This window comes from Aliirhizobium sp. YIM B11859 (genome assembly GCF_057163345.1).
This window is the reverse complement of sequence record NZ_JBXHAY010000006.1, coordinates 335,425-353,953: the sequence shown is the minus strand read 5'-3', so window position 1 is coordinate 353,953 and position 18,529 is coordinate 335,425. Positions and strand designations below refer to the sequence as shown.

The following is an 18,529-nucleotide window of genomic DNA, read 5'->3' as shown; positions in this document are numbered from 1 at the left end:
GAATAGAGTCTCATAATTTTAGCGAATTCTCAGATTCTCCGTTTTGAATCAGATCGCTAGGGACGAGTTTCGCAAGGATATGATGATGAAAGAAAAAGTCCGGGGACCGCGCCAGTTTATCAAATCGGGCGGAGTGGATAATTGAAACGCTATAACTCCAATGTTCTCGATCTGACCGCCACGCTGCGGCATGTGAAGGTTTCCGTCATCGCGATCGAATGCCGCGCATGCGGCCGCTCCGACGAACTCGAGCGGCAGGTGCTGGTTCGAAAGCACGGTGCAGGGACAACTCTCGCGCAAGTGCGGAGGATGGCGGCGATGGGATGTGAGCGGCTTGTAGGCGCCGATGGGGACCAATGTCAGGCAAGGTTTCGGTGTCTGGAGCGTTCGAACGATTAGCGATCGCCGATCCGCTGGCGCGGGCCGGAGCGCCAGTCTCCCTCGGATCGGAATGGCGAAAGGCCACTCAAGGCGCAGCTCTTGATATACCTGGCGAGACTAGCATCATCAATCAAATGCCCGCGGATGCCTCTTCTGTTTTACGGCCGGACCGATAAGCTTCTACAATCGCCTTCTGATTGGCCGTTAGGCCATCCTCCCCCGCGTTTCAGGCGAAATCAGTCCCAGTTCAGTCAATAAGCTGCTCACTACGCCAGTTCGCTTGACGTCAACACGATCTTCGGTGTCCTTCAGCATCGCGACCAGAGCGTCATGCTGGGGACCTTTGGGGCCATTATCGAGGAAAGCGACGACTGGCGTGACAGTCTCATGGCTGCCGGATGGCAGGTTTCCACGGTGAAGAACCATCATCGAGCCCTGACGATCCACCCCGATCGACCAGGTGTCGCCGTTCGAACTGCGCGAGAACTCCCTGACGTCGGTGAGCGCAGACGCATCGGACGACGTTCGTCGAGTCCCCGCACCACAGTATTCAACACGATGCAGATTGGCGTCAGCATTTTTGGCAAGCGTTTCGCGGTTTGCATCAGCATCTTCGCCAGTCCGCGCGGCGTCGCTGGTCGGGTCGAGCTCTTGAACCATGTCTTAATATCCTGTCGCTGGGGTTGCGTTCATTCGAAACGTCAAAGGCTAACCGTCCATACGCGAGAACGGTTCCAACACGGTGCGATCGTTGCTCGACAGCTCCCGGCGCGGCCTTTCGCGTCCAGCACACGACATCTTTGATCTTACAAGCCAGGCAAAAGACCCTTCCCGTCACGAAAAACTTAAAAATACGACAGCCGACGAGGCAACCCTCCGGACGGAGAGCAGTTACTCCTAAAGGCATCGCCCGTGACAAGGTCAGGACAAAGTAGACGCCGGCGGACACGATCTGGATCAGGTCGCTGGGCATACTCAAAGCACATTGAGGATCAACAGATGAAGAGCAAGGAACTGGGCGACACAAATCCCTGGAGCGAGCGGAACTGGGTACTGGTCCTCGATGAGGGAGAGGAGGCGTTCGAAGCCATCTCTCGCTTTGCGCAGGAGCAAACGATCACCGGCGCTTCTCTGACTGCGATCGGTGCATTCCGAACTGCCACCCTGGGTTTCTTTGACTTCGCCACGAAGTCGTACAAGGAGATCCCGGTAGACGGTCAGACGGAGGTCCTGAGCGCCCTCGGAGATGTTGCCGTCGGGGACGACGGCAAGGCCAGTCTCCACCTGCATGCCGTTCTCGGTTTCGAGGATGGTTCTACGAAGGGAGGCCACTTCATCAACGGCATCGTCCATCCCACGCTCGAGATCATCATCCGCGAGAGCGCGGTCGGATTCCGCCGCAGAAAGCGTCATGATCTCGGCATTGCCCTAATCGATTTGTAACGACCACTGCGGTGAGGGTCGCCACTTATAACATCAACGGCATCCGAAGCCGGCTGGACATCCTCCTGAGGTGGCTGAAGGCGGACAAGCCCGACGTCGTCTGCATTCAGGAGCTCAAAACGATCGAGTTTCCTTTAAAGGAGATCGAGCATGCTGGTTATGGTGCCGTCTGGCAGGGACAGAAGTCATGGAACGGCGTTGCCATCCTCGCGCGCGGACAGGAGCCGCTTCTCACACGGAAAGGGCTGCCGGGCGATCCGGACGACACCTCCTCTCGTTACATCGAGGCTGCGGTCGATGGCATCTTGATCGGATGCCTTTATCTGCCGAATGGCAATCCTGCACCAGGACCAACGTTCGACTACAAGCTCGCCTGGTTTCGCCGATTTCAGGAATATGCTGCCGAGCTGCTGGAGCTTGAAATTCCCTGCGTGCTGGCGGGAGACTACAACGTGATGCCGACCGATCTCGACGTCTACAAATCCGAGCGATGGCAAGACGACGCTCTGTTCCGGCCGGAGGTTAGGAAGGCATATGCGAAACTCATCAAGCAGGGCTGGACGGATGCTATACGGCACCTGCATCCGGACGAACGCATCTATACCTTCTGGAAATATTGGCGAAACTCGTTCGAGCGCGACGCCGGCCTCAGGATTGACCACTTCCTTTTATCGCCCGCGGCCGCCCCGTGGCTTAAGTCGGCGTCTGTCCGCAAAAAGCCGAGAGGCTGGGACCATACGAGCGACCACGCGCCGGTCATGATCGACCTCGATGTACCGATGATTGGGGAGGGTGGATAGACGCTAGGGCGACCCCGAGAAAGCGTCTTGGGATCGCGAGCTCCGTCCGACACGCGCGTGTCAGTTCACCAGTCGCTCCCGTAAGGGCGACGACCGAACTACGTGTGGCTACTTCGACTGAGGAACGATGCTGATCATCTCGTCTTCGGAAGGCTCTTCCGCAGGCGGCAGCTTGAGCGCCTGATCGAAAGAGACGCGCTTCGTCCGCTTCTCCGGCGGGAGCCCTACGGTCCCCCCCGTTTCAATCGACTTCTCGATGGCCGAAAGGACGCGCATATCCATCAGCCCTTCCTCGCCGTCGGCCTCAGGGTCGCGGCCAGTCAGGATACAATCCGAAAAATATTGTGTCTCGTTGCCGAACTGGTCGACGGGATCGAAGGTATGCGTCGTCTCGCCATCTGCGGTCTTCTCGACATAAGTAATGCCGACCTTCTGGCCGAACATAAAGCACGGGGCTGCGTGAATGGTCGCCTTCGTGCCGACGAGCGTAAAGCTCTCGGCAGCAGCCGTGGCATAGCTGACTGTGAACTGGGCCGTTTTCTCTTCAGGGAAACGAAGGGTTACGGCGACCGTGTCATGGAAATCGAACCCGCGATCTGGCGCCTTCGTCCCAACCGCGTGGACCGAGACCGGCTCCTCGCCAAAGAGGTTGCGCACGGCGTTCAAAGGATAGGTGCCCATGTCCGGCACGGGTCCGCCCCAATAGCCGTTGTGGCCCCGCGAGTTCTCCTCGGCGACATCCTGGGCGAAGGTTGACGAAAACGCACGCAATTCGCCGAAATCGCCATTACGGGCACGCGTAAACATTTCCACCGTGCCGGGCTCGTGATGGAGTCGGTAAGCGATCATCAGCTTGGCGGTGCTTGCCTTCTGCGCCTCAAGAACCTTTTTCGCGTCTTCGACACTCGATGTCATCGGCTTTTCGAGAAGGACGTGAATACCTGCCTCGAGTGCCTCGACGACAAGATCGGTGTGATGGGCGTTCGGGGTCGCCACGTAGACGGCATCGATTTCCCCGGATTCAAGCAGATCGCCGTATTGTTCGTACGTCCACGGTTTGATGCCGTACTGCTTGGCCAACGTGTCGGCCTTCACGGGATCACCGGTCACGAGGGCCGCGAGTTCCGAGTTGTTCGTCTGACCAACGCCTGGCATGAACGCTTGCTGCGAGATTTGACCGCCGCCAACGACGGCGTAGCGAACTTTCTTTTCATATGATGTCATGGTGATGGCAATTCCATTTTCGGGTTATCGATATCAGCGCCGCTAAAACTGCCGCGGCGACCAAAACCCAAATGAATGCCGACGGCGAACAGTTCCCCGCCATGACGTGATATTTTGCTGCAGCGCAACATCCGAACTGCGTTTGGTGGAACAACACTCGGAGTCATCACGTTCAGGCTTTTCCTCCCTCAAGGCACAAGGTCGAATATGAGCATTATCAACGAGTTCAAGTCATTTATCGCACGCGGCAACGCCATGGATCTTGCCGTCGGTGTCATTATCGGCGGTGCATTCGGCGGCATCGTCAAATCTCTGACCGACGACGTCATCATGCCCGTGGTGGGCGCGCTGTTCGGTGGCTTCGATTTCTCGAACTATTTCATCCCACTTTCATCAGCCGTGAACGCGCCCACATTGGCGGCGGCCCGTGCGCAGGGCGCGGTCTTTGCCTATGGCAACTTCATCACCGTCCTGATCAATTTCCTGATCCTCGCCTGGATCATCTTCCTTATGGTCAAGGGCGTGAATTTCCTGCGGCATCAAGTCGAGCACCACGAGAAGACCGGTGCGACCCCACCGGCCCCCCCACCCGCTGACGTCCGGCTCCTGACGGAGATCCGCGATCTGCTGGCGAAGAAGGATGATGCCGGCCCAGCGAGCACGACCAATCTGTAGAGTTCCGTATCGTTGAAAACTGGAAGGGCGCTCAATCCGTCACGGAGAGCGCCCCTTGCATATGGCGGCATGTTCCATGATGCGCCGAAACCATTCGACGGTTCTTCCGGTTACTCCGCCTTAACAAACCGAGGAAACAACCATGTCATTTATCGAAGCTAAGGACGGTGTTCAGCTCCACGTGAAGGATATCGGCAAGGGCCACCCGGTCGTGCTGATCCATGGCTGGCCGCTGACCGGCGACATGTTCGAGTATCAGACGCTGGCCCTTTTGGAGGCCGGCGATCGGGTTATCACTTACGATCGCCGCGGTTTCGGTCAGTCAGGCCATCCGGGCGATGGAGGGCCTCGACCTGCAGCAGGTACATTTGGTCGGCTTCTCCATGGGCGGCCGGGAGATTGCGCGTACCTTTCGCGGCATGGCGCAGGCCGCGTGTCGAAGGCGGTGCTGGCTGCCTGCTTGTCACCCCCGATTTCAACCGTCAGGCAAGACGCCGGGCATGCCCAGCATCGTTGGTGAGTGCATGGGCTACCGGAGCGATTTATGGCCTGAACGACCACTTCGCCGTCATCTGCCCGCGGGGAAGTAATTGTGTCATCGATTTCAAAGCGAGGCAGCGGAGAGCCGTCGTCGAAAGTCAGCTGGTCTGCCTGGAACAGGCCCAAGCCCTTGTGGAAAGCCTTCCTATGAGGCTTTCAGGGTCAAGCCTTGGGGACGTGAAACCTCGCTTCAGCTCATGCGTTAATGCCGGATCCTACCCAATCTAGAGCGGGAGTCGCATATGGGCCGGAAACTGACGAGTGTCTACACAGTTCTTGTTGAGGGAATGTCGTCGGGACTAGCAGGTCACGATCTCTACAGGTTTGTAACGCAAAGCTGTAACGCGTTCTCCCACGAACGCCTGTGCCGCGCCGCCATCCTTGCGATGTCCGACCCTAGCACGACTGATCGTGAGGCACTCGAGCGGGTATACATGATCGTCACCGATCACAGGCTCCGATCCGCGCATTGATCCACAATGCTTAGAGGCACAGCGATGAGCGAAACGACAGGTCGTTGCCCGCGCAATGTGAGCTGACAACCATCGTCCCTCGCTCGACCATCAAATGGAGGAAAACATGTCCGAGCTGAAAATGTCCGACATCGCCGCCAAACTCAAGAAGATCGATTTCTGCATGATGTCGACGAAGGGGGCGGCTGAAGAAATATCGAACCGCCCAATGAGCAACAATGGCGACGTGGAATATGATGGAGACAGCTGGTTTTTCTCCTATGACGGCACGCGCAAGACTGCCGATATCGAACGCGATCCTCGTGTCACGTTAGCCTTCACTGAGCCACCAAGCTTGCTCGGTAAACCCGGCACGTTCATATCGGTCGAGGGCGAAGCCAGTTTGGTCAGGGAAAAATCTGAATTTGAACGCCACTGGATGAAGGAGCTGGACCGATGGTTCCCAGATGGGATCGACACACAAGGCCTGATTCTCATGAAAGTGCATGCCGACCGGGTCCATTATTGGGACGGCGAAGATAATGGAACGATCACCGTTTGAGGGCCACCGGGTTCACAGCTCAGATGGGACCATCCGCACCAAAGTAAGAGACTTCGGCCTGTCTATGACTACCAGAGACGTACGCAACGCCCTACGATCGGAACGCAAAACGCCGCGTCCATCAACCGAAAGCAAAAAATGGCGGGAAAACATGGCGGCCCAGATCAGACGACGCCGATCAGTTCGCCAGCCGCTGTCCTTCATTGGATATCATGCCAGCGACCATCGTCGTGATAGCGTCCAATTCATATGGCTTGGCAACAAAAATAGCTTCGCCCGGCAACTCGTCTGGTCTTGGGCGGTGCCTTCCCGATGCGATGATAATCGGAACGTTCATGCGCGTATCGGAAATCATCTGAGCGAGATCAAAGCCGCTGAGGCCACCCGGCATGTCGACGTCCGTAACAATAGCGTCAATCTTTCGTTGCCCGAGAATCGCGACTGCCTCAAGGACATTTCCCGCCTCAATCACATCATAGCCTTCATCCAGCAGGGTGTCGGCGAGCAACATCCGGATGAGGATCTCGTCTTCGACGATGAGAACTGTACGCTGATACATGGCAGTCTCCGCTGAGTTGTAACGCGAGTAACTCGCTTGCCCAGATTTCGATCGCCCCCCGAACTAGAGTATTTGCCAACATATTTAATAAAATCCGAATGATTTAGACGATGACCTGAGATGCACTGCTCGAAACCGGATCGCCACCAAAGCGCCGCAGCGTCACGTCCATTTCATGCCCCGCCTCTCCCACGCGAGAGCGGAAATATTTTACCGAATGAGGAGAATACCTGTTGCAGACGTCGAGGCCGGTCACTGCCGGCCCACAAGAGCCTCATACGAGGCAGTTTCAAGCGATTGAGCGAGATCAGCGACGATCTTTTCCCTCTCCTGGATGCCGACGGTCCTGATCATGCTGATGTCCTCATCCATGTGGTCTCACTCCATACAGACGTGGAAAGCGATCGCAATCCATTCGCCCCGATCGCCCGGGAGCTGGGAAGTGGGAACGTGCGGAACAAGCTTGCCTTCTCAGGGGTTCATCGTCACCTGATGATCTGTGCGAGGAAGTGGCACTGATGAAGACGACCGCTATAGCCTACCTTGGGACCCTGATCTCCTTTCTGATTATCGATGCCCTCTGGCTCGGTCTCGTTGCGAGAAACTTCTACCAGCGCCAGCTTGGCGACATGATGCTCCCCTCGCCCAACTTTGCGGTGGCCGCGGTCTTCTACCTGTTCTTTGCGATTGCCATCGTGGTACTTGCAGTCAGGCCGGGTCTTGAAGCCGGTTCGATCTGGACAGCGGTTGGATATGCCGCAGTGCTCGGGCTCGCAGCTTACGGCACCTACGATATGACGAACCTCTCGACGCTCAAGGGCTGGCCGATCCCGGTGACCATCGCCGACCTGGTCTGGGGCACCACTCTTACGAGCGTCTCCAGCGCATGCGGATACGCAGCAGCGAGGCATTTCGGCTGACGAATATGATTTTCTTCACAGGTGATACGCACTTCGGCGATCCGAGGGTGCTCCGCATTGATCGTCGACCCTTCTCCGAAATTGCGGAGCACGACGCGGCGCTTATTCGTGAATGGAACGCAATCGTGGGAGAGGACGACAACGTCTGGCATCTCGGCGACTTCATGTCTGCGAAGGCCGGCGACTGCTCGGAGCTGTTGGCTTTGCTGAACGGCCGCAAACATTTGATCGTGGGCAACAACGATCCTGAAACGACGACCAGCTCGGATGGATGGGTCAGCGTTCAACACTACACCGAGCTCTGGGAAGCAGGCCATCACCTGATCCTTTGCCACTCCGCATTCCGGACCTGGAACCAAATGGGAAAGGGATCCATCAACCTGCACGGCCACTCGCACGGGCGGCTCAAGCCTGCGCCCCGGCAGTTCGACGTCGGCGTCGATGCTCAAAAACTTAGGCCAGTGCCGCTCGCAGATATCCTCGCCGGCAGAAAAAATTGGATGACCGGTAAGGCCGCGCGTTGACCTTCGACCAAAAGATCGAAATATGCGAGACGCGCCAGACGGCGGCTACTTCGTCATTCAGCTCGATCGGCCTTAAACGGTCACCGGCACTATCGAGATTCGAGCAATGTCCTTGAGACGGTCTCACGACGGACGGTGGTGAGGCGGTCCTGATAAAGTTGATGAACACCGGAACCGCAGGATGGCCCATGCTTCACAAAACGCCGCCCTTCCCTTGATCATTTTCATCCCAATTGCCTAATATTCATTAGGGAGGAGGAACCTAAGCCAATGACGGCCGTTCTCTCGCCGCGAATATGTAGGGAGTTCAACACCATGTCTGGTCCAAACGCACGCTGGAACGAACCTGTCGAGGTTTCGTTCCCGACCATCGGCTCGTATAAGGTCGCAGGCCCATTTGAGGCCTTGGCACATCTCACGCATAACTGGCCCGCTCAACAGGGGCTGGATTTCGTTAAAGCGCGAAGCGCGTGCCGTGGCGCCCTGGCCGGTCACCGTACCGTGGATGAAGCTAGGATTGCATTCGAAGCGGCAGCAGCGGAAGTGCGCAAGCAGTTTGACAACCGCCGCCATTAATCTGTCCAGAAAGGCCGGATTTTTCCGGCCTTTTTCAAGTATCGAAATATGCAATCGTCGCGCAATCTTGAGCTGCGTACAAATCGCGGTCATCATCACCCGTTCCTTGGACGTAGCCGCTTTTGCGGTTGGTTGTGACACGCCAATTCCACTGCTCGACCTGATTTCCCACCAAACCATCCGGCCACACCTGGGCGACTTGTTCTGCTTCGTGCGTCCCGAGCCAACACTCACTCTTTGGTGGCAAAAGCCATCTGAGGGTACGATGAGGCATCGTAGCCACCTCCTGTAAATTTCATTGATTATGGTTCCGATTTTAAGAAATGCTCTAAGTTCGTCAACTGCCTAGGCCAGTTTGGTACGGTCGTATGAAGATACGATATCCTTTATTTTTGCGTTTTGCGTCATATTAGCATTGATTTATATTTGAGCGACCCGCCCCCCGACGCTTTGCGCTGCGTCTTTGGACGTTTTCTTAACGTTTGGAGTTTTACGTGAGTGAAGACATCCCCTTCGACAAGGGCGCGACCTTGCTCGGCCTAATGGCCCGTCACCCACCCTAGCAACCATGAAGGCGTGTTGCGATTGCTTGGTACACTCAAGTGTATCTTCGATCCGCGGGCAGCCCAATCGTATATCATACCATTCTCATTTCAGCGCAACCTAATATGAACTGCCTAGAGATGGCCCGGAAACTTCTCCGGGCCGTTCATATTAATCGACTGCAACTACCCGTCGCGCTTGCCGTGCTTCATGAGCGTAGACGCTGATTGGCTGTTCCCCACGGAAATGAAGATCACGTTCGATATGCTGATCATCCGGACCGCGAATGTCTTCCAGATCACTCAGCAAAACGTAACCAAGCTCCGGTTCGCCAAGTCCAAGGTCACATAGACCGAACATCATGTCCTCGTCATCTTTGTCGATGTGCACTATTAACCATGTCGCATTGGCCCAAGGGGCAAAGAATTTGACCACTGGTGCATGGTCTCCCTCCTTCGTCACGTTGTTCAACTTGAGACGTTCGAGTATTTCAGCGGTCACCAACTGCATCATTGCACCTCAACTGAAGCTATTCCATAAATTACGATGGTTGAAATGCGTTGGATCATTTTGCGTTCCATTCCGAAACACTCCTCACCTCACGTTCGGACCGGTGTCCGTCGATCACCCCCACAGCTTAACCTACATTTACTCAACGCCTGTTTGCGTTACGCAACTCCGAGTCACTTCGAATGCATCCTAAGGGCGAGTGAAGACTGGACATGAGGACACGTCGTTTCACCGTAGCGAGCGGGATTGCCGTTTGGCTTCTCGGCGACTTCATGTCCACAAAGTCCGGCGACTGTTCGGAGCTGTTGGCTTCGCTCAACGGCCGCAAGGATCTGATCGTTGGCAACAACGATCCCGAAACGACGACCAGCTCGGATGGCGTCGAACACTACCTCGAGCTCCGGAAAGCAGGCCATCACCTGATCCTTTGCTACTACGCTTTCCGCACCTAGAACCAAATGATAAAGTGGTCCATCAAACTACACGGCCACTCGCACGGGAGGCTCAAGCCTGCGCCCCAGCAGTTCGACGTTGGCGTCACGGCTCAAGGACATAGGCCAGTGTCGCTCGCAGATATCCTCGCCAGCAGAAAAAATAGGATGACCGCGAGCGCCGCACCTTGACCTTCAAACGAAAGATCGACAGATGCGCACTCCTCGAAGTTGAGTTCAGAGGGTACAGGTGAGAATCGCGTGGCGGGCCAAATAACGATTGATCATGACGAACTTCGTGCGGGTTCATATTACTGGGGGCGGCGCACCGGCAGCGATGATGTGGAGGTCGTGCAGGTTTCCGACATCTTCGGCTCGCACAAAGAGTATTGGACGGTCGCGGTCATGGGTTCGGAGCAACATCACAGCCTGTCGGAGTTTTCATTTCTAATCCGTCTTATCAAACCATGACTTGCCGGGAGGCGACGCACTTCATGATGCGTTGCGAAGATAAGTTCACGATCTTTGCTTCGGCATTGCCGGTGTCTGAACGGTCTTGTCGTGGCCGCAGCTCGGGTTCAGGCCAACCTCGGAGAAAGCATGGCATGACGAAAGATGGTCTCAGACAATAGTTCGAGTCCGACTTTGAAGGACGTCCGTTTTCCAGTCATTGAGGTCGAGTGCCGGCTGTGCGGGACGAAGGGCTCATATCCTCGGTCAGACCTGGCGAAGACCTTCGGAGCAGAGACCAGTTTCACAAGCTTGCGGGGTCGCGCGGCGATGGGGTGTGGACACATGACAGGGCCGGACGGGCATCCATGTCAGACAAGATTTCCCTGTCTCAATCCCGACCGGCCTTGAAGGCGATTACATTTCGACCTTGGCGTTGTCGCCCATGTCCGGACGCGAGCTGCTCACCGCAGCGGCCGCCATCTTGATGTAGCTGATGATCGTGCCCGGGCTATCCCAGTATTCCGCCGAAGACGGGGTGATTTTCAGCACGCGGATCGAAGGATCATCGGCGTTGTCCCACCACGCCTTGGCGGGCGTTGCCCAGAGATCGTGGATTTTTTCCCGGTCGTTCTGGACTTCGGCCGTGCCGGAGATCGAGACGTATTTCTGCCCCTTGGAATCTGCGAAAGCCAGGCAGACGTTCGGGTGGCGGGAGATCTCGTCGTCTTTGTGGCTGGCAACATCCGTCAGGAAATAGATCGCATTCTCGATTTCTTCGCCGTGAGCCGACATCGGCCGGGCGCGTAGGTCGCTGCCAGACTGCGTTGTGAGCATGCAGAATCCGATCTTCTCGACCAGCTTCCAAACCTTACCGTGATCGTCGTCTTCGTGTGCCATGTCTGTCTCCTTGTTGAGCGGACGAAAACGAAGCGCCGGGAGCGATGTTCCATTCGATGGGAGATCGTCCGCTTCATGACGCTGGTGGTCATTGGCCGGAACAATCGCCCCCAGGACGGGTTGTCGCAAGGCAACCCTCAATCTGGAGCCCACCCCCATGAACAAGACCATCGCCCTCGCAGGCCTTGCGCTGCTGATCGCATCGCCGGTATTTGCCCAGTCCGCCGCCGAAAAGACCGGCGTCAATTCCGTCCTCGGCATGGCTCCGAAAACCGAGGACTTCGTCGCTGAAGCAGCGACCAGCGATATGTTCGAAATCGAATCCAGCAAGCTCGCGCTGGAACGCTCCGACGATGCCACAAAGGCCTTCGCTCAGCAGATGATCGCCGACCACGAGAAGACCACCGGCGAGCTCAAAGGCCTGGTGTCCAGCGGAAAGGTCCAGGCTCAGATCCCGACGGCGATGACCTCCTCGCAGCAGGACATGCTCAAAAAGCTGAAGGGTCTGCAGGGCGCCGACTTCACCAAGCAGTATCATTCGGATCAGGAAGACGCCCACGAGGACGCCGTCGATCTGTTCAAACGCTACGGCGAAGGCGGCGACAATGCCGACTTAAAGGCTTGGGCCGCCAGCACGCGACCGGCGCTGGAGCACCACCTGCAGATGGCGACCGATCTAAACAAGTGACCGGGTCGTGAATGCGACCTCAATCCAAAACAATGACAAAGGAGAGAAACTTGACCCTCGAAGGCAAGAAGATTGCAATCCTCATCGCTCCCCGCGGCACGGAGGATGTCGAATTCGCGCAGCCAAAGAATGCTGTGGAAGCCGCGGGTGGCACTGTGGTTGTCATCGGATCGAAGGCCGGCTCGGCCGACACCGTCAACGGCGATCTGGATCCGGGCAACAGCTACACGGTCGACAAGGCCGTCTTAGACGTTTCGGCGTCTGATTTCGACGGTCTCGTCATCCCCGGCGGCAGCGTGGGCGCAGACAAGCTGCGCGGCGATGCGCAGATCGTTTCCTTCGTCCATGACTTCTTCGCCCAGCAGAAGCCGGTCGGTGTCATCTGCCACGGACCGTGGATCTTGGTGGAAGCAGATGTCGTGAAAGGCCGCACGCTCACCTCGTTCCCGACTGTGGCGACAGACATCCGCAATGCTGGCGGTACCTGGGTCGACAAGGAAGTTGTCACCGACAAGGGCCTGGTGACCAGCCGCAACCCCAACGACCTGCCGGCCTTCTGCGCGAAGATCGTTGAGGAATTTGCCGAAGGCCGTCATCCCGCGCAGGCTCGCAGCGCCTGATTTCTGGAACCGCCGGCGGTGTCATCGAGAGGCTGTCGGCGACCACCTCGTCGTTGAACGACGAAAGTGATGAGCCGTCGAAATAGGGGATGCAGTCCATGGATGTCGAAGCCTTCACTTTTGATGCCAGCGACTGGGTCCCGAACAACCAGCAGCTTCCCGTCCTGGTTTACAACGCCGCGTTGCCGGATGGTGGCCTTGAAAACCTGTTTGCAACAAATGCATGGGCGGGCATCTGGACCAATGGCGTATTCACTCACCAGCATTACCACTCGGGTGCCCACGAAGTCCTCGGTGTCGCCTCTGGCGCCGCTACCTTACTTATCGGCGGCCCCGACGGCCGCAAGTTTGCTGTGAAGCCAGGCTCCTGCCTCATCCTGCCCGCGGGAACGGGCCATCAAAACCTCGCATCCTCCGCCGATTTCCAGGTTGTGGGTGCTTATCCGACCGGACAGCACGCTGATATCCAGACCTCGGCTGCGACCGAGGAAACGGTGGCCAGGATCGAAGGCTTGCGACTGCCCGACACTGATCCCGTTCAGGGGCCATCCGGAGCTCTCACCAAACTGTGGCGCAGACCAACGACGGCATGATCAAGACGCTTTGGTGAGTTTCTCCAACCGTTTGATGGCCTGCGCCAGCGGTCTTTGCCCGTCACAGTAATCCTGCCAGGCCGTGCTTTTCTTCAACAGATCCGGGACGGTCCTGACCGTAAACCGCTTTGGGTCAAGGTCGGCTCTAACCTGTGACCAGGTGAGTGGCATCGAGACGGTGGCGCCAGGACGGGCCCGCGGCGAAAGCGGTGCCACTGCCGTCGCCATGCGATCATTGCGCAGATAGTCGAGGAAAATGCGGCCCTCGCGCTGGTTCTTGGCCATCTTGATCAGATAAAGGTCCGGGTTCTCAAGGGCCATCTGCTCGCAGACGTCATGGGCAAAACCCTTCGCCTCGTCCCAGCTTATCTTCTTGGCCTTTGGCACCGCCAGGGGCGTCACGACATGCAGGCCCTTGCCGCCCGACGTCTTGCAGAAACTGACAAGCCCGAGATCTTCCAACCGGTCACGAATTTCCCGCGCGGCTTCGACAATGGTCGCAAACTCGACGTGTGGGCCGGGATCGAGATCGAATACCAACCTTCCGGGGACTTCCGGCTGATTCGGCTCGCAATTCCATGGATGAAGTTCGACGCCGCCAATTTGAGCGATGGCCGCCAGTCCCGCCACCCGGTCGATCTGCAGGTAAGGTTTCTTGTCGCCAAAAACGGTAATGAGTTCGAGCAGGTTCGACGACCCAGGCATGGCATGGCGCTGGAAAAACTGCTCGCCGCCAATCCCATCGGGCGTGCGGATTATCGAGCAAGGTCGGCCCTTGATATGGTCGATCAACCATGCTCCCACAGCCTCATGATAGTGCGCAAGATCGAGCTTGGTGACCGGCTGTTTGTCGCCGGCATCCGGCCAAAGCGGCTTATCGGGGCTGGAGATCATGACGCCCATGACGTCGACCTTCGCCCCCTTGCGGAAACGTTCGGGCGCCGGCTTGGCGGTTCCCGGATCTGGCACCTCACTTTTGACCGGAGATGCTGGTGTCTCGGCTTCCACCTCGTCGGCCGGCTTGTCTTCCCGCAAACCTTTGAATGCTGCCTGCCTCACTTGACCGTCGGCGGTCCACCCGGCAAACTCGATCTCTGCGACAAGTTCCGGTTTGAGCCAGACGATATCGGCGGCTTTCTTCGGCGCGCCGATACCGGTGAAGGGCGACTTCGAAGTCACCATCTCCTGTAATTTCGGCAATAGCGTCTCCACGACCCTCGCGCCATAACCCGTGCCGACCCGACCGACATAGACGAAATGATTGCCACGGTTGACGCCGACGAGCAGCGAGCGGAACCGGCCGTTAGTTTTGGCATAGGCGCCGATTACCACCTCATGGCCCGCGCGGCATTTCGACTTAGCCCAGGTCTCGGAGCGGCCGGACTGATAGGACGCCTTTGCCTGTTTTGAAACGATACCTTCCAGCGAAAGACGGCAGGCGGATTTCAGCACCGCATCCCCGCCGGTCTCGAAATGTTCAACGAAGCGAAGAAGCGGATGGTCGCCGGCTTCGGACAGAAGCGCCGCCAATCTGTCCTTTCGTTCGGTCAGCTCCAGTTCGCGCAGATCTTCGACTTCGACGAACAAAACATCGAAGGCGAAGTAAACGAGATCATCCGTCTTGCCCTCCGATAGCGCCGCTTGAAGAGCGGCAAAATCGGGTGCGCCGTTTTCGTCAAGCGCGCAGATCTCGCCATCGATGATGCAGTCGGGAAGAGAAGACGCAGCTGATGCAACTGCCGGCCATTTTTTCGTCCAGTCGAGACCCTTCCTGGTCTTCAGCGTGACCTCGCCGTTTTCCACCCGCATCTGGATCCGATAGCCGTCGAATTTGATCTCATGGATCCAGCCTTTGCCGGAGGGTGGGCGATCCAGTGTCTCGCAAAGCTGGGGTGCAATGAAGTCCGGTATGGCCAATGAAGGGCGTTCGACCGAGGTCGGTTTCTTCGATGCTTTCGGCTTGATGTTACGGCCGGCCTTGCGCTCCTCGGCCGCCAGACCCTGGCTGCTGTCCCAAACGGCGTCTGCTTCGACCACGGCCTCGGTCAACATGAAGGGTTTCGGCTTGCGTCCCTTGCCAGATGCGATCGCATCCATCGTGCGGCCCGATGCAACGGACGTCACGTTTTCCTTCAGGACGGCCGCACCGTTTTCCTCGACGGAGAACGCGTCGTGATGCTTGATCAACAGCCAGTTGGTGCGTTTGCCGCCGTCCCGGTCGTGGCGCATGCGCACCAGGACGAAGCTGCCATGCAGCCGGTCTCCGTCCAACGTAAACTTGAAGTCTCCCTTTGCAAGCGCGTCGTCCGGCGATCTGTTGCCTTCCGGCTGCCAGTATCCCCGATCCCACAGCATCACCGTCCCGCCGCCATACTCGCCTTTCGGGATCGTGCCTTCGAAATCGCCGTAATCGAGCGGATGATCCTCGACTTCAACGGCGAGCCGTTTGTCGCCTGGATCAAGAGACGGCCCTTTGGTGACAGCCCAGGATTTAAAGACCCCGTCAAGCTCAAGGCGAAGATCATAGTGCAGCCGAGAGGCTTCATGCTTCTGGATCACGAACCGATGGCGGTTCGACGCCCTGACATCAACTTCACCGCTTGGTTCAGCGGTTTTCTTGAAGTCGCGCTTGGCACGGTATGTCGAGAGGTTAGCGGCCAAAGGTTTGCTGATCCTTCATTTCAAACGAGTGGAGCCGGCATTATGCCGGCCCCAAAAACTATTCAGCGTCCAGACACGCGGATCGCCCCGGCGTCACCGAGGCTGCGTTGAACAGCCGCAATCTGGTCAGAAGCGATATCGGCCGAGACTTCGATTTCACCCTCGAGAGCGCCGTCATCCCGGGAGCCGCCCTCATGCGACGCGTCACCACCAGAGGCTCTGGAGCCTGTCGTGTTTCGATCCGTCGTGGACTGGATGAAAATATCCGGGCGCGAGATCCCGTATTGCTGCACTAGATGCTCGACGGCAAGGTCTGCTGCTTCGCGCGTATCAAACGTAGCGCGGATGGTGGTGGTGCTATCGTCGGCCATGAAGCTCACTCCTGTTTCTTAGGGTCGCAACTACAAACGCAGGGAAGAGCGGCTGGTTTCGTTGACCGACGATGATCGAAATCAAACGGAACCTTCCACCTCAGAGAGTGTTCGTGGATGGAACCCAGGAGAACACCGATGACCCCGTCGAAATCCCCAGCAGTCGAAGCTCTCGAACAAGAACAAGCCCGGCAAATCCAGGAGACTGAATCCAAACTCGAGGCTGGTCTGAGAGACTCGTTCCCGGCCTCCGACCCGGTCTCGGCGACAACAACCTCCATCCCAACCGGGAGCGCGCCGTCTCCTTCGCAGGAGGTTGGCTCTGGCTCGGACGCGCCGCTCGTCGATATGGCTCTGACAGCGACGAGGGAGCCCGGGCATATTGATGCGACGCCATTCGCATCTTCCCGCGAAGAACTTGAAGCTCTGAAGGCGGAGGTAGCCCGCCTGCGAGAGAGCGCCTGCGAGATCGGGTCTGCGACAGTGCGGGTCGCGAAGGCGCAAGCCTCTGACCTACTCGTGGACCTGAAGGAGCGCATCCGTACCAAGCCACTGCCGGCGCTCGGTATTGCTGCCGTCATCGGCTTCGCCTGGGGCATGACGCGTTGATGTGACGTCAAGTCGCGCAGACCGTTCAAAGTAAATCCAAATGGAGGATAAAATGGCCAATCCGGAAGACGATGCAAAAGGTCAGTACGCGCCGTCTCAGGCTGATCCACATGCATCAGGCGTTCATAGCGCCAAGCCAACTGTGATCACGGGATCCGAGGACGCTACAGAGCATAAGGTCCCACCCGGCCAGAAAGGGCCAAAAAAGGATTGGGACATCAATTTCGATCCCGCGGCAAGCAGTAAGACAAGCAACCGTTGAGACGCGCGCTAGTGTCCGAAAGATTGTGAGTGAAGAAAAGGGGCCCGCAATGACCAACGACAAGAGTGATCCGACCAGCGACGCTGCCCGCAGCGACCCCGCCGTGGCGGACAAGGATCGCGAAAAGCTGAAGAAAGCGGCCGAGGATGGGATGCGCGACTCTAAAGGCAAGCTACCCAAGAACGAAATCTAGGCCTCACTCGTATAGGAACCGTCTGTCGCTCGACACACTAAACGCAAAGCGGGGCTTGAATGTTGTCCATACCACTGACCGCCGATCGCAATGTCTTTGGTACGACACCGTACCCTCACCACAGCGTCCATATTACCGCGGAACAACGCCTGCGACATCTCGTTGTCGCCCTGCATTGATGCCACTTTGGAGGGGCAGCCCCATACCGACCAGCTTCTGACACAGCTTGGCGAGGCATTCGCGAACCCCCAGCACAGAAGTCCGCGTAATGTATAGGGCAGCGCAGGATAGCGAGGCTCCGGTATAAGCTAAAAAAGGAGGAATTATGGAATCCGAACGTGACGACTGGGTTGCCCGCCGGGCATACGAACTATGGGAACACGCCGGAAATCCGGATGGGCAGGAGCAGGAGCACTGGGCGCAAGCTAGCTCCGAGTGGGACGAAAATCGTTCGACCTCGCCGAGCATGTCTTGGGATGACGAAGCTGAATAATTTGGGCTTTGAACGTCACGCAGGATAGCACTTTAGAGTCAGTAGGTCCTCCGAGTTGATAATTGGGAGGGCTTATTTTTTGGCCAGACCGACAGATACCGGTTTTGGGCAGCTCCGCATGGAGCTGGCCTACTCTCATGAATACGAGAATTCCCCTCGTTTGAAGACAAGTGCCCAGCTGCAAGGCATCGCGATAGTTTCTCAGATTTCACAACCGCCCGTCACCGCACCGAGCCTCGTGCCACTCAACCCGCATGGCATCCTTGAACCATACGATTTCGGCGACAGCACCATGTTCACCTGTCGGCTCGAACGCCTGACCGTCCACCACGTAACCGCGCAGAATCCGTCGCGAGAGTTCTCAAGTGGAATTTATGGCTTCATTTCGTGCGGCTTCAACGGTTTGCGCCTTTCGAACCACTGCTTGTTGCTGCAGTGGTGGCCGTAACGGCCCGCGGTCCACTCGACACTACACAGTATGACGGCACGCAGGTCCATCAACCTGTCGCGGGCTTGAAGGAGGGCGTCATTCTCCTCAATCGGAAGCGG

At 57.4% G+C, this 18,529-nt stretch carries 25 protein-coding genes and 1 pseudogene; 18 read left to right on the top strand and 8 right to left on the bottom strand.

Annotated elements, in window-relative coordinates; all coding sequences use genetic code 11:
- Positions 1-585: 585 nt before the first annotated feature.
- A complete protein-coding gene (locus AC2GXZ_RS23210) occupies positions 586-1,041 on the bottom strand; it encodes a hypothetical protein (protein WP_483761574.1) in 456 nt (151 codons plus the stop codon).
- A 339-nt stretch (positions 1,042-1,380) separates the two neighbouring features.
- Here AC2GXZ_RS23210 and AC2GXZ_RS23205 point away from each other — a divergent pair, with 339 nt between their 5' ends.
- On the top strand, positions 1,381-1,824 hold the full coding sequence (locus AC2GXZ_RS23205; RefSeq protein ID WP_483761573.1) for a PPC domain-containing DNA-binding protein: 444 nt from the start codon (positions 1,381-1,383) through the stop codon (positions 1,822-1,824).
- Between the two features lie 11 nt (positions 1,825-1,835).
- Positions 1,836-2,624 (top strand): exodeoxyribonuclease III, encoded by a 789-nt coding sequence (gene xth / locus AC2GXZ_RS23200; protein WP_483761572.1) that lies wholly within the window; start codon positions 1,836-1,838, stop codon positions 2,622-2,624.
- Between the two features lie 108 nt (positions 2,625-2,732).
- Here xth and AC2GXZ_RS23195 read toward each other — a convergent pair whose 3' ends face one another.
- On the bottom strand, positions 2,733-3,848 hold the full coding sequence (locus AC2GXZ_RS23195; RefSeq protein ID WP_483761571.1) for a Gfo/Idh/MocA family protein: 1,116 nt from the start codon (positions 3,846-3,848) through the stop codon (positions 2,733-2,735).
- 213 nt (positions 3,849-4,061) lie between these two features.
- On the opposite strand from AC2GXZ_RS23195, the gene mscL reads away from it, so the two are divergent.
- The 3 genes from mscL (at position 4,062) to AC2GXZ_RS23180 (ending at position 6,077) form a co-directional block, all read left to right on the top strand.
- On the top strand, positions 4,062-4,523 hold the full coding sequence (gene mscL, locus AC2GXZ_RS23190; RefSeq protein ID WP_483761628.1) for a large conductance mechanosensitive channel protein MscL: 462 nt from the start codon (positions 4,062-4,064) through the stop codon (positions 4,521-4,523).
- 142 nt (positions 4,524-4,665) lie between these two features.
- Complete coding sequence (locus AC2GXZ_RS23185; protein WP_483761570.1) at positions 4,666-5,043, top strand: alpha/beta fold hydrolase; 378 nt, start codon at positions 4,666-4,668, stop codon at positions 5,041-5,043.
- Between the two features lie 599 nt (positions 5,044-5,642).
- Positions 5,643-6,077: a pyridoxamine 5'-phosphate oxidase family protein gene (locus AC2GXZ_RS23180; RefSeq protein ID WP_483761569.1), complete on the top strand. Its 435-nt coding sequence runs from the start codon at positions 5,643-5,645 to the stop codon at positions 6,075-6,077.
- Positions 6,078-6,255: 178 nt separating this feature from the next.
- Here the strand turns inward: AC2GXZ_RS23180 and AC2GXZ_RS23175 are convergent, their stop codons facing one another.
- Positions 6,256-6,636 (bottom strand): response regulator, encoded by a 381-nt coding sequence (locus AC2GXZ_RS23175; protein WP_483761568.1) that lies wholly within the window; start codon positions 6,634-6,636, stop codon positions 6,256-6,258.
- Between the two features lie 518 nt (positions 6,637-7,154).
- On the opposite strand from AC2GXZ_RS23175, the gene AC2GXZ_RS23170 reads away from it, so the two are divergent.
- From AC2GXZ_RS23170 to AC2GXZ_RS23160, 3 genes are all read left to right on the top strand, one after another.
- On the top strand, positions 7,155-7,556 hold the full coding sequence (locus AC2GXZ_RS23170; protein ID WP_483761567.1) for a DUF2177 family protein: 402 nt from the start codon (positions 7,155-7,157) through the stop codon (positions 7,554-7,556).
- 5 nt (positions 7,557-7,561) lie between these two features.
- Positions 7,562-8,080: a hydrolase gene (locus tag AC2GXZ_RS23165; protein WP_483761566.1), complete on the top strand. Its 519-nt coding sequence runs from the start codon at positions 7,562-7,564 to the stop codon at positions 8,078-8,080.
- Positions 8,081-8,350: 270 nt separating this feature from the next.
- Positions 8,351-8,656, top strand: a complete 306-nt coding sequence (locus AC2GXZ_RS23160; protein WP_483761565.1) for a DUF982 domain-containing protein — start codon at positions 8,351-8,353, stop codon at positions 8,654-8,656.
- 34 nt (positions 8,657-8,690) lie between these two features.
- Here the strand turns inward: AC2GXZ_RS23160 and AC2GXZ_RS23155 are convergent, their stop codons facing one another.
- Both AC2GXZ_RS23155 and AC2GXZ_RS23150 read right to left on the bottom strand, forming a co-directional pair.
- Positions 8,691-8,930 (bottom strand): hypothetical protein, encoded by a 240-nt coding sequence (locus AC2GXZ_RS23155; RefSeq protein WP_483761564.1) that lies wholly within the window; start codon positions 8,928-8,930, stop codon positions 8,691-8,693.
- Between the two features lie 440 nt (positions 8,931-9,370).
- Positions 9,371-9,712 (bottom strand): DUF2958 domain-containing protein, encoded by a 342-nt coding sequence (locus tag AC2GXZ_RS23150; protein WP_483761563.1) that lies wholly within the window; start codon positions 9,710-9,712, stop codon positions 9,371-9,373.
- A 227-nt stretch (positions 9,713-9,939) separates the two neighbouring features.
- Here AC2GXZ_RS23150 and AC2GXZ_RS23145 point away from each other — a divergent pair.
- Positions 9,940-10,332, top strand: a pseudogene (locus tag AC2GXZ_RS23145) (hydrolase); the annotation flags it as partial.
- Between the two features lie 69 nt (positions 10,333-10,401).
- Positions 10,402-10,611, top strand: a complete 210-nt coding sequence (locus AC2GXZ_RS23140) for a hypothetical protein (protein ID WP_483761562.1) — start codon at positions 10,402-10,404, stop codon at positions 10,609-10,611.
- Positions 10,612-11,007: 396 nt separating this feature from the next.
- On the opposite strand, the gene AC2GXZ_RS23135 is transcribed toward AC2GXZ_RS23140, so the two are convergent.
- Positions 11,008-11,490 (bottom strand): pyridoxamine 5'-phosphate oxidase family protein, encoded by a 483-nt coding sequence (locus AC2GXZ_RS23135; RefSeq protein WP_483761561.1) that lies wholly within the window; start codon positions 11,488-11,490, stop codon positions 11,008-11,010.
- Positions 11,491-11,647: 157 nt separating this feature from the next.
- Here AC2GXZ_RS23135 and AC2GXZ_RS23130 point away from each other — a divergent pair, with 157 nt between their 5' ends.
- From AC2GXZ_RS23130 to AC2GXZ_RS23120, 3 genes are all read left to right on the top strand, one after another.
- Positions 11,648-12,178: a DUF4142 domain-containing protein gene (locus tag AC2GXZ_RS23130; RefSeq protein ID WP_483761560.1), complete on the top strand. Its 531-nt coding sequence runs from the start codon at positions 11,648-11,650 to the stop codon at positions 12,176-12,178.
- 50 nt (positions 12,179-12,228) lie between these two features.
- Entirely contained in the window at positions 12,229-12,798 is a 570-nt protein-coding gene (locus AC2GXZ_RS23125) for a type 1 glutamine amidotransferase domain-containing protein (RefSeq protein WP_483761559.1), read from the top strand.
- Between the two features lie 98 nt (positions 12,799-12,896).
- The gene (locus AC2GXZ_RS23120) at positions 12,897-13,391 is read left to right on the top strand and encodes a cupin domain-containing protein (protein WP_483761558.1); all 495 of its coding nucleotides are present in this window, start codon (positions 12,897-12,899) and stop codon (positions 13,389-13,391) included.
- Here the strand turns inward: AC2GXZ_RS23120 and ligD are convergent, their stop codons facing one another.
- Together ligD and AC2GXZ_RS23110 are read right to left on the bottom strand one after the other, a co-directional pair.
- Complete coding sequence (ligD, locus tag AC2GXZ_RS23115) at positions 13,392-16,052, bottom strand: DNA ligase D (RefSeq protein ID WP_483761557.1); 2,661 nt, start codon at positions 16,050-16,052, stop codon at positions 13,392-13,394. It lies immediately after the preceding gene.
- A 62-nt stretch (positions 16,053-16,114) separates the two neighbouring features.
- Complete coding sequence (locus AC2GXZ_RS23110) at positions 16,115-16,423, bottom strand: hypothetical protein (protein WP_483761556.1); 309 nt, start codon at positions 16,421-16,423, stop codon at positions 16,115-16,117.
- A 138-nt stretch (positions 16,424-16,561) separates the two neighbouring features.
- On the opposite strand from AC2GXZ_RS23110, the gene AC2GXZ_RS23105 reads away from it, so the two are divergent.
- The 5 genes from AC2GXZ_RS23105 to AC2GXZ_RS23085 all read left to right on the top strand — a co-directional run bounded on the left by AC2GXZ_RS23105 (position 16,562) and on the right by AC2GXZ_RS23085 (position 18,428).
- A complete protein-coding gene (locus AC2GXZ_RS23105; protein WP_483761555.1) occupies positions 16,562-17,032 on the top strand; it encodes a hypothetical protein in 471 nt (156 codons plus the stop codon).
- Positions 17,033-17,084: 52 nt separating this feature from the next.
- Complete coding sequence (locus AC2GXZ_RS23100; RefSeq protein WP_483761554.1) at positions 17,085-17,294, top strand: hypothetical protein; 210 nt, start codon at positions 17,085-17,087, stop codon at positions 17,292-17,294.
- 49 nt (positions 17,295-17,343) lie between these two features.
- Complete coding sequence (locus AC2GXZ_RS23095) at positions 17,344-17,487, top strand: hypothetical protein (protein WP_483761553.1); 144 nt, start codon at positions 17,344-17,346, stop codon at positions 17,485-17,487.
- Between the two features lie 325 nt (positions 17,488-17,812).
- Positions 17,813-17,980: a DUF2934 domain-containing protein gene (locus AC2GXZ_RS23090; protein ID WP_483761552.1), complete on the top strand. Its 168-nt coding sequence runs from the start codon at positions 17,813-17,815 to the stop codon at positions 17,978-17,980.
- A 79-nt stretch (positions 17,981-18,059) separates the two neighbouring features.
- The gene (locus AC2GXZ_RS23085; RefSeq protein ID WP_483761551.1) at positions 18,060-18,428 is read left to right on the top strand and encodes a hypothetical protein; all 369 of its coding nucleotides are present in this window, start codon (positions 18,060-18,062) and stop codon (positions 18,426-18,428) included.
- Positions 18,429-18,529: the final 101 nt, after the last annotated feature.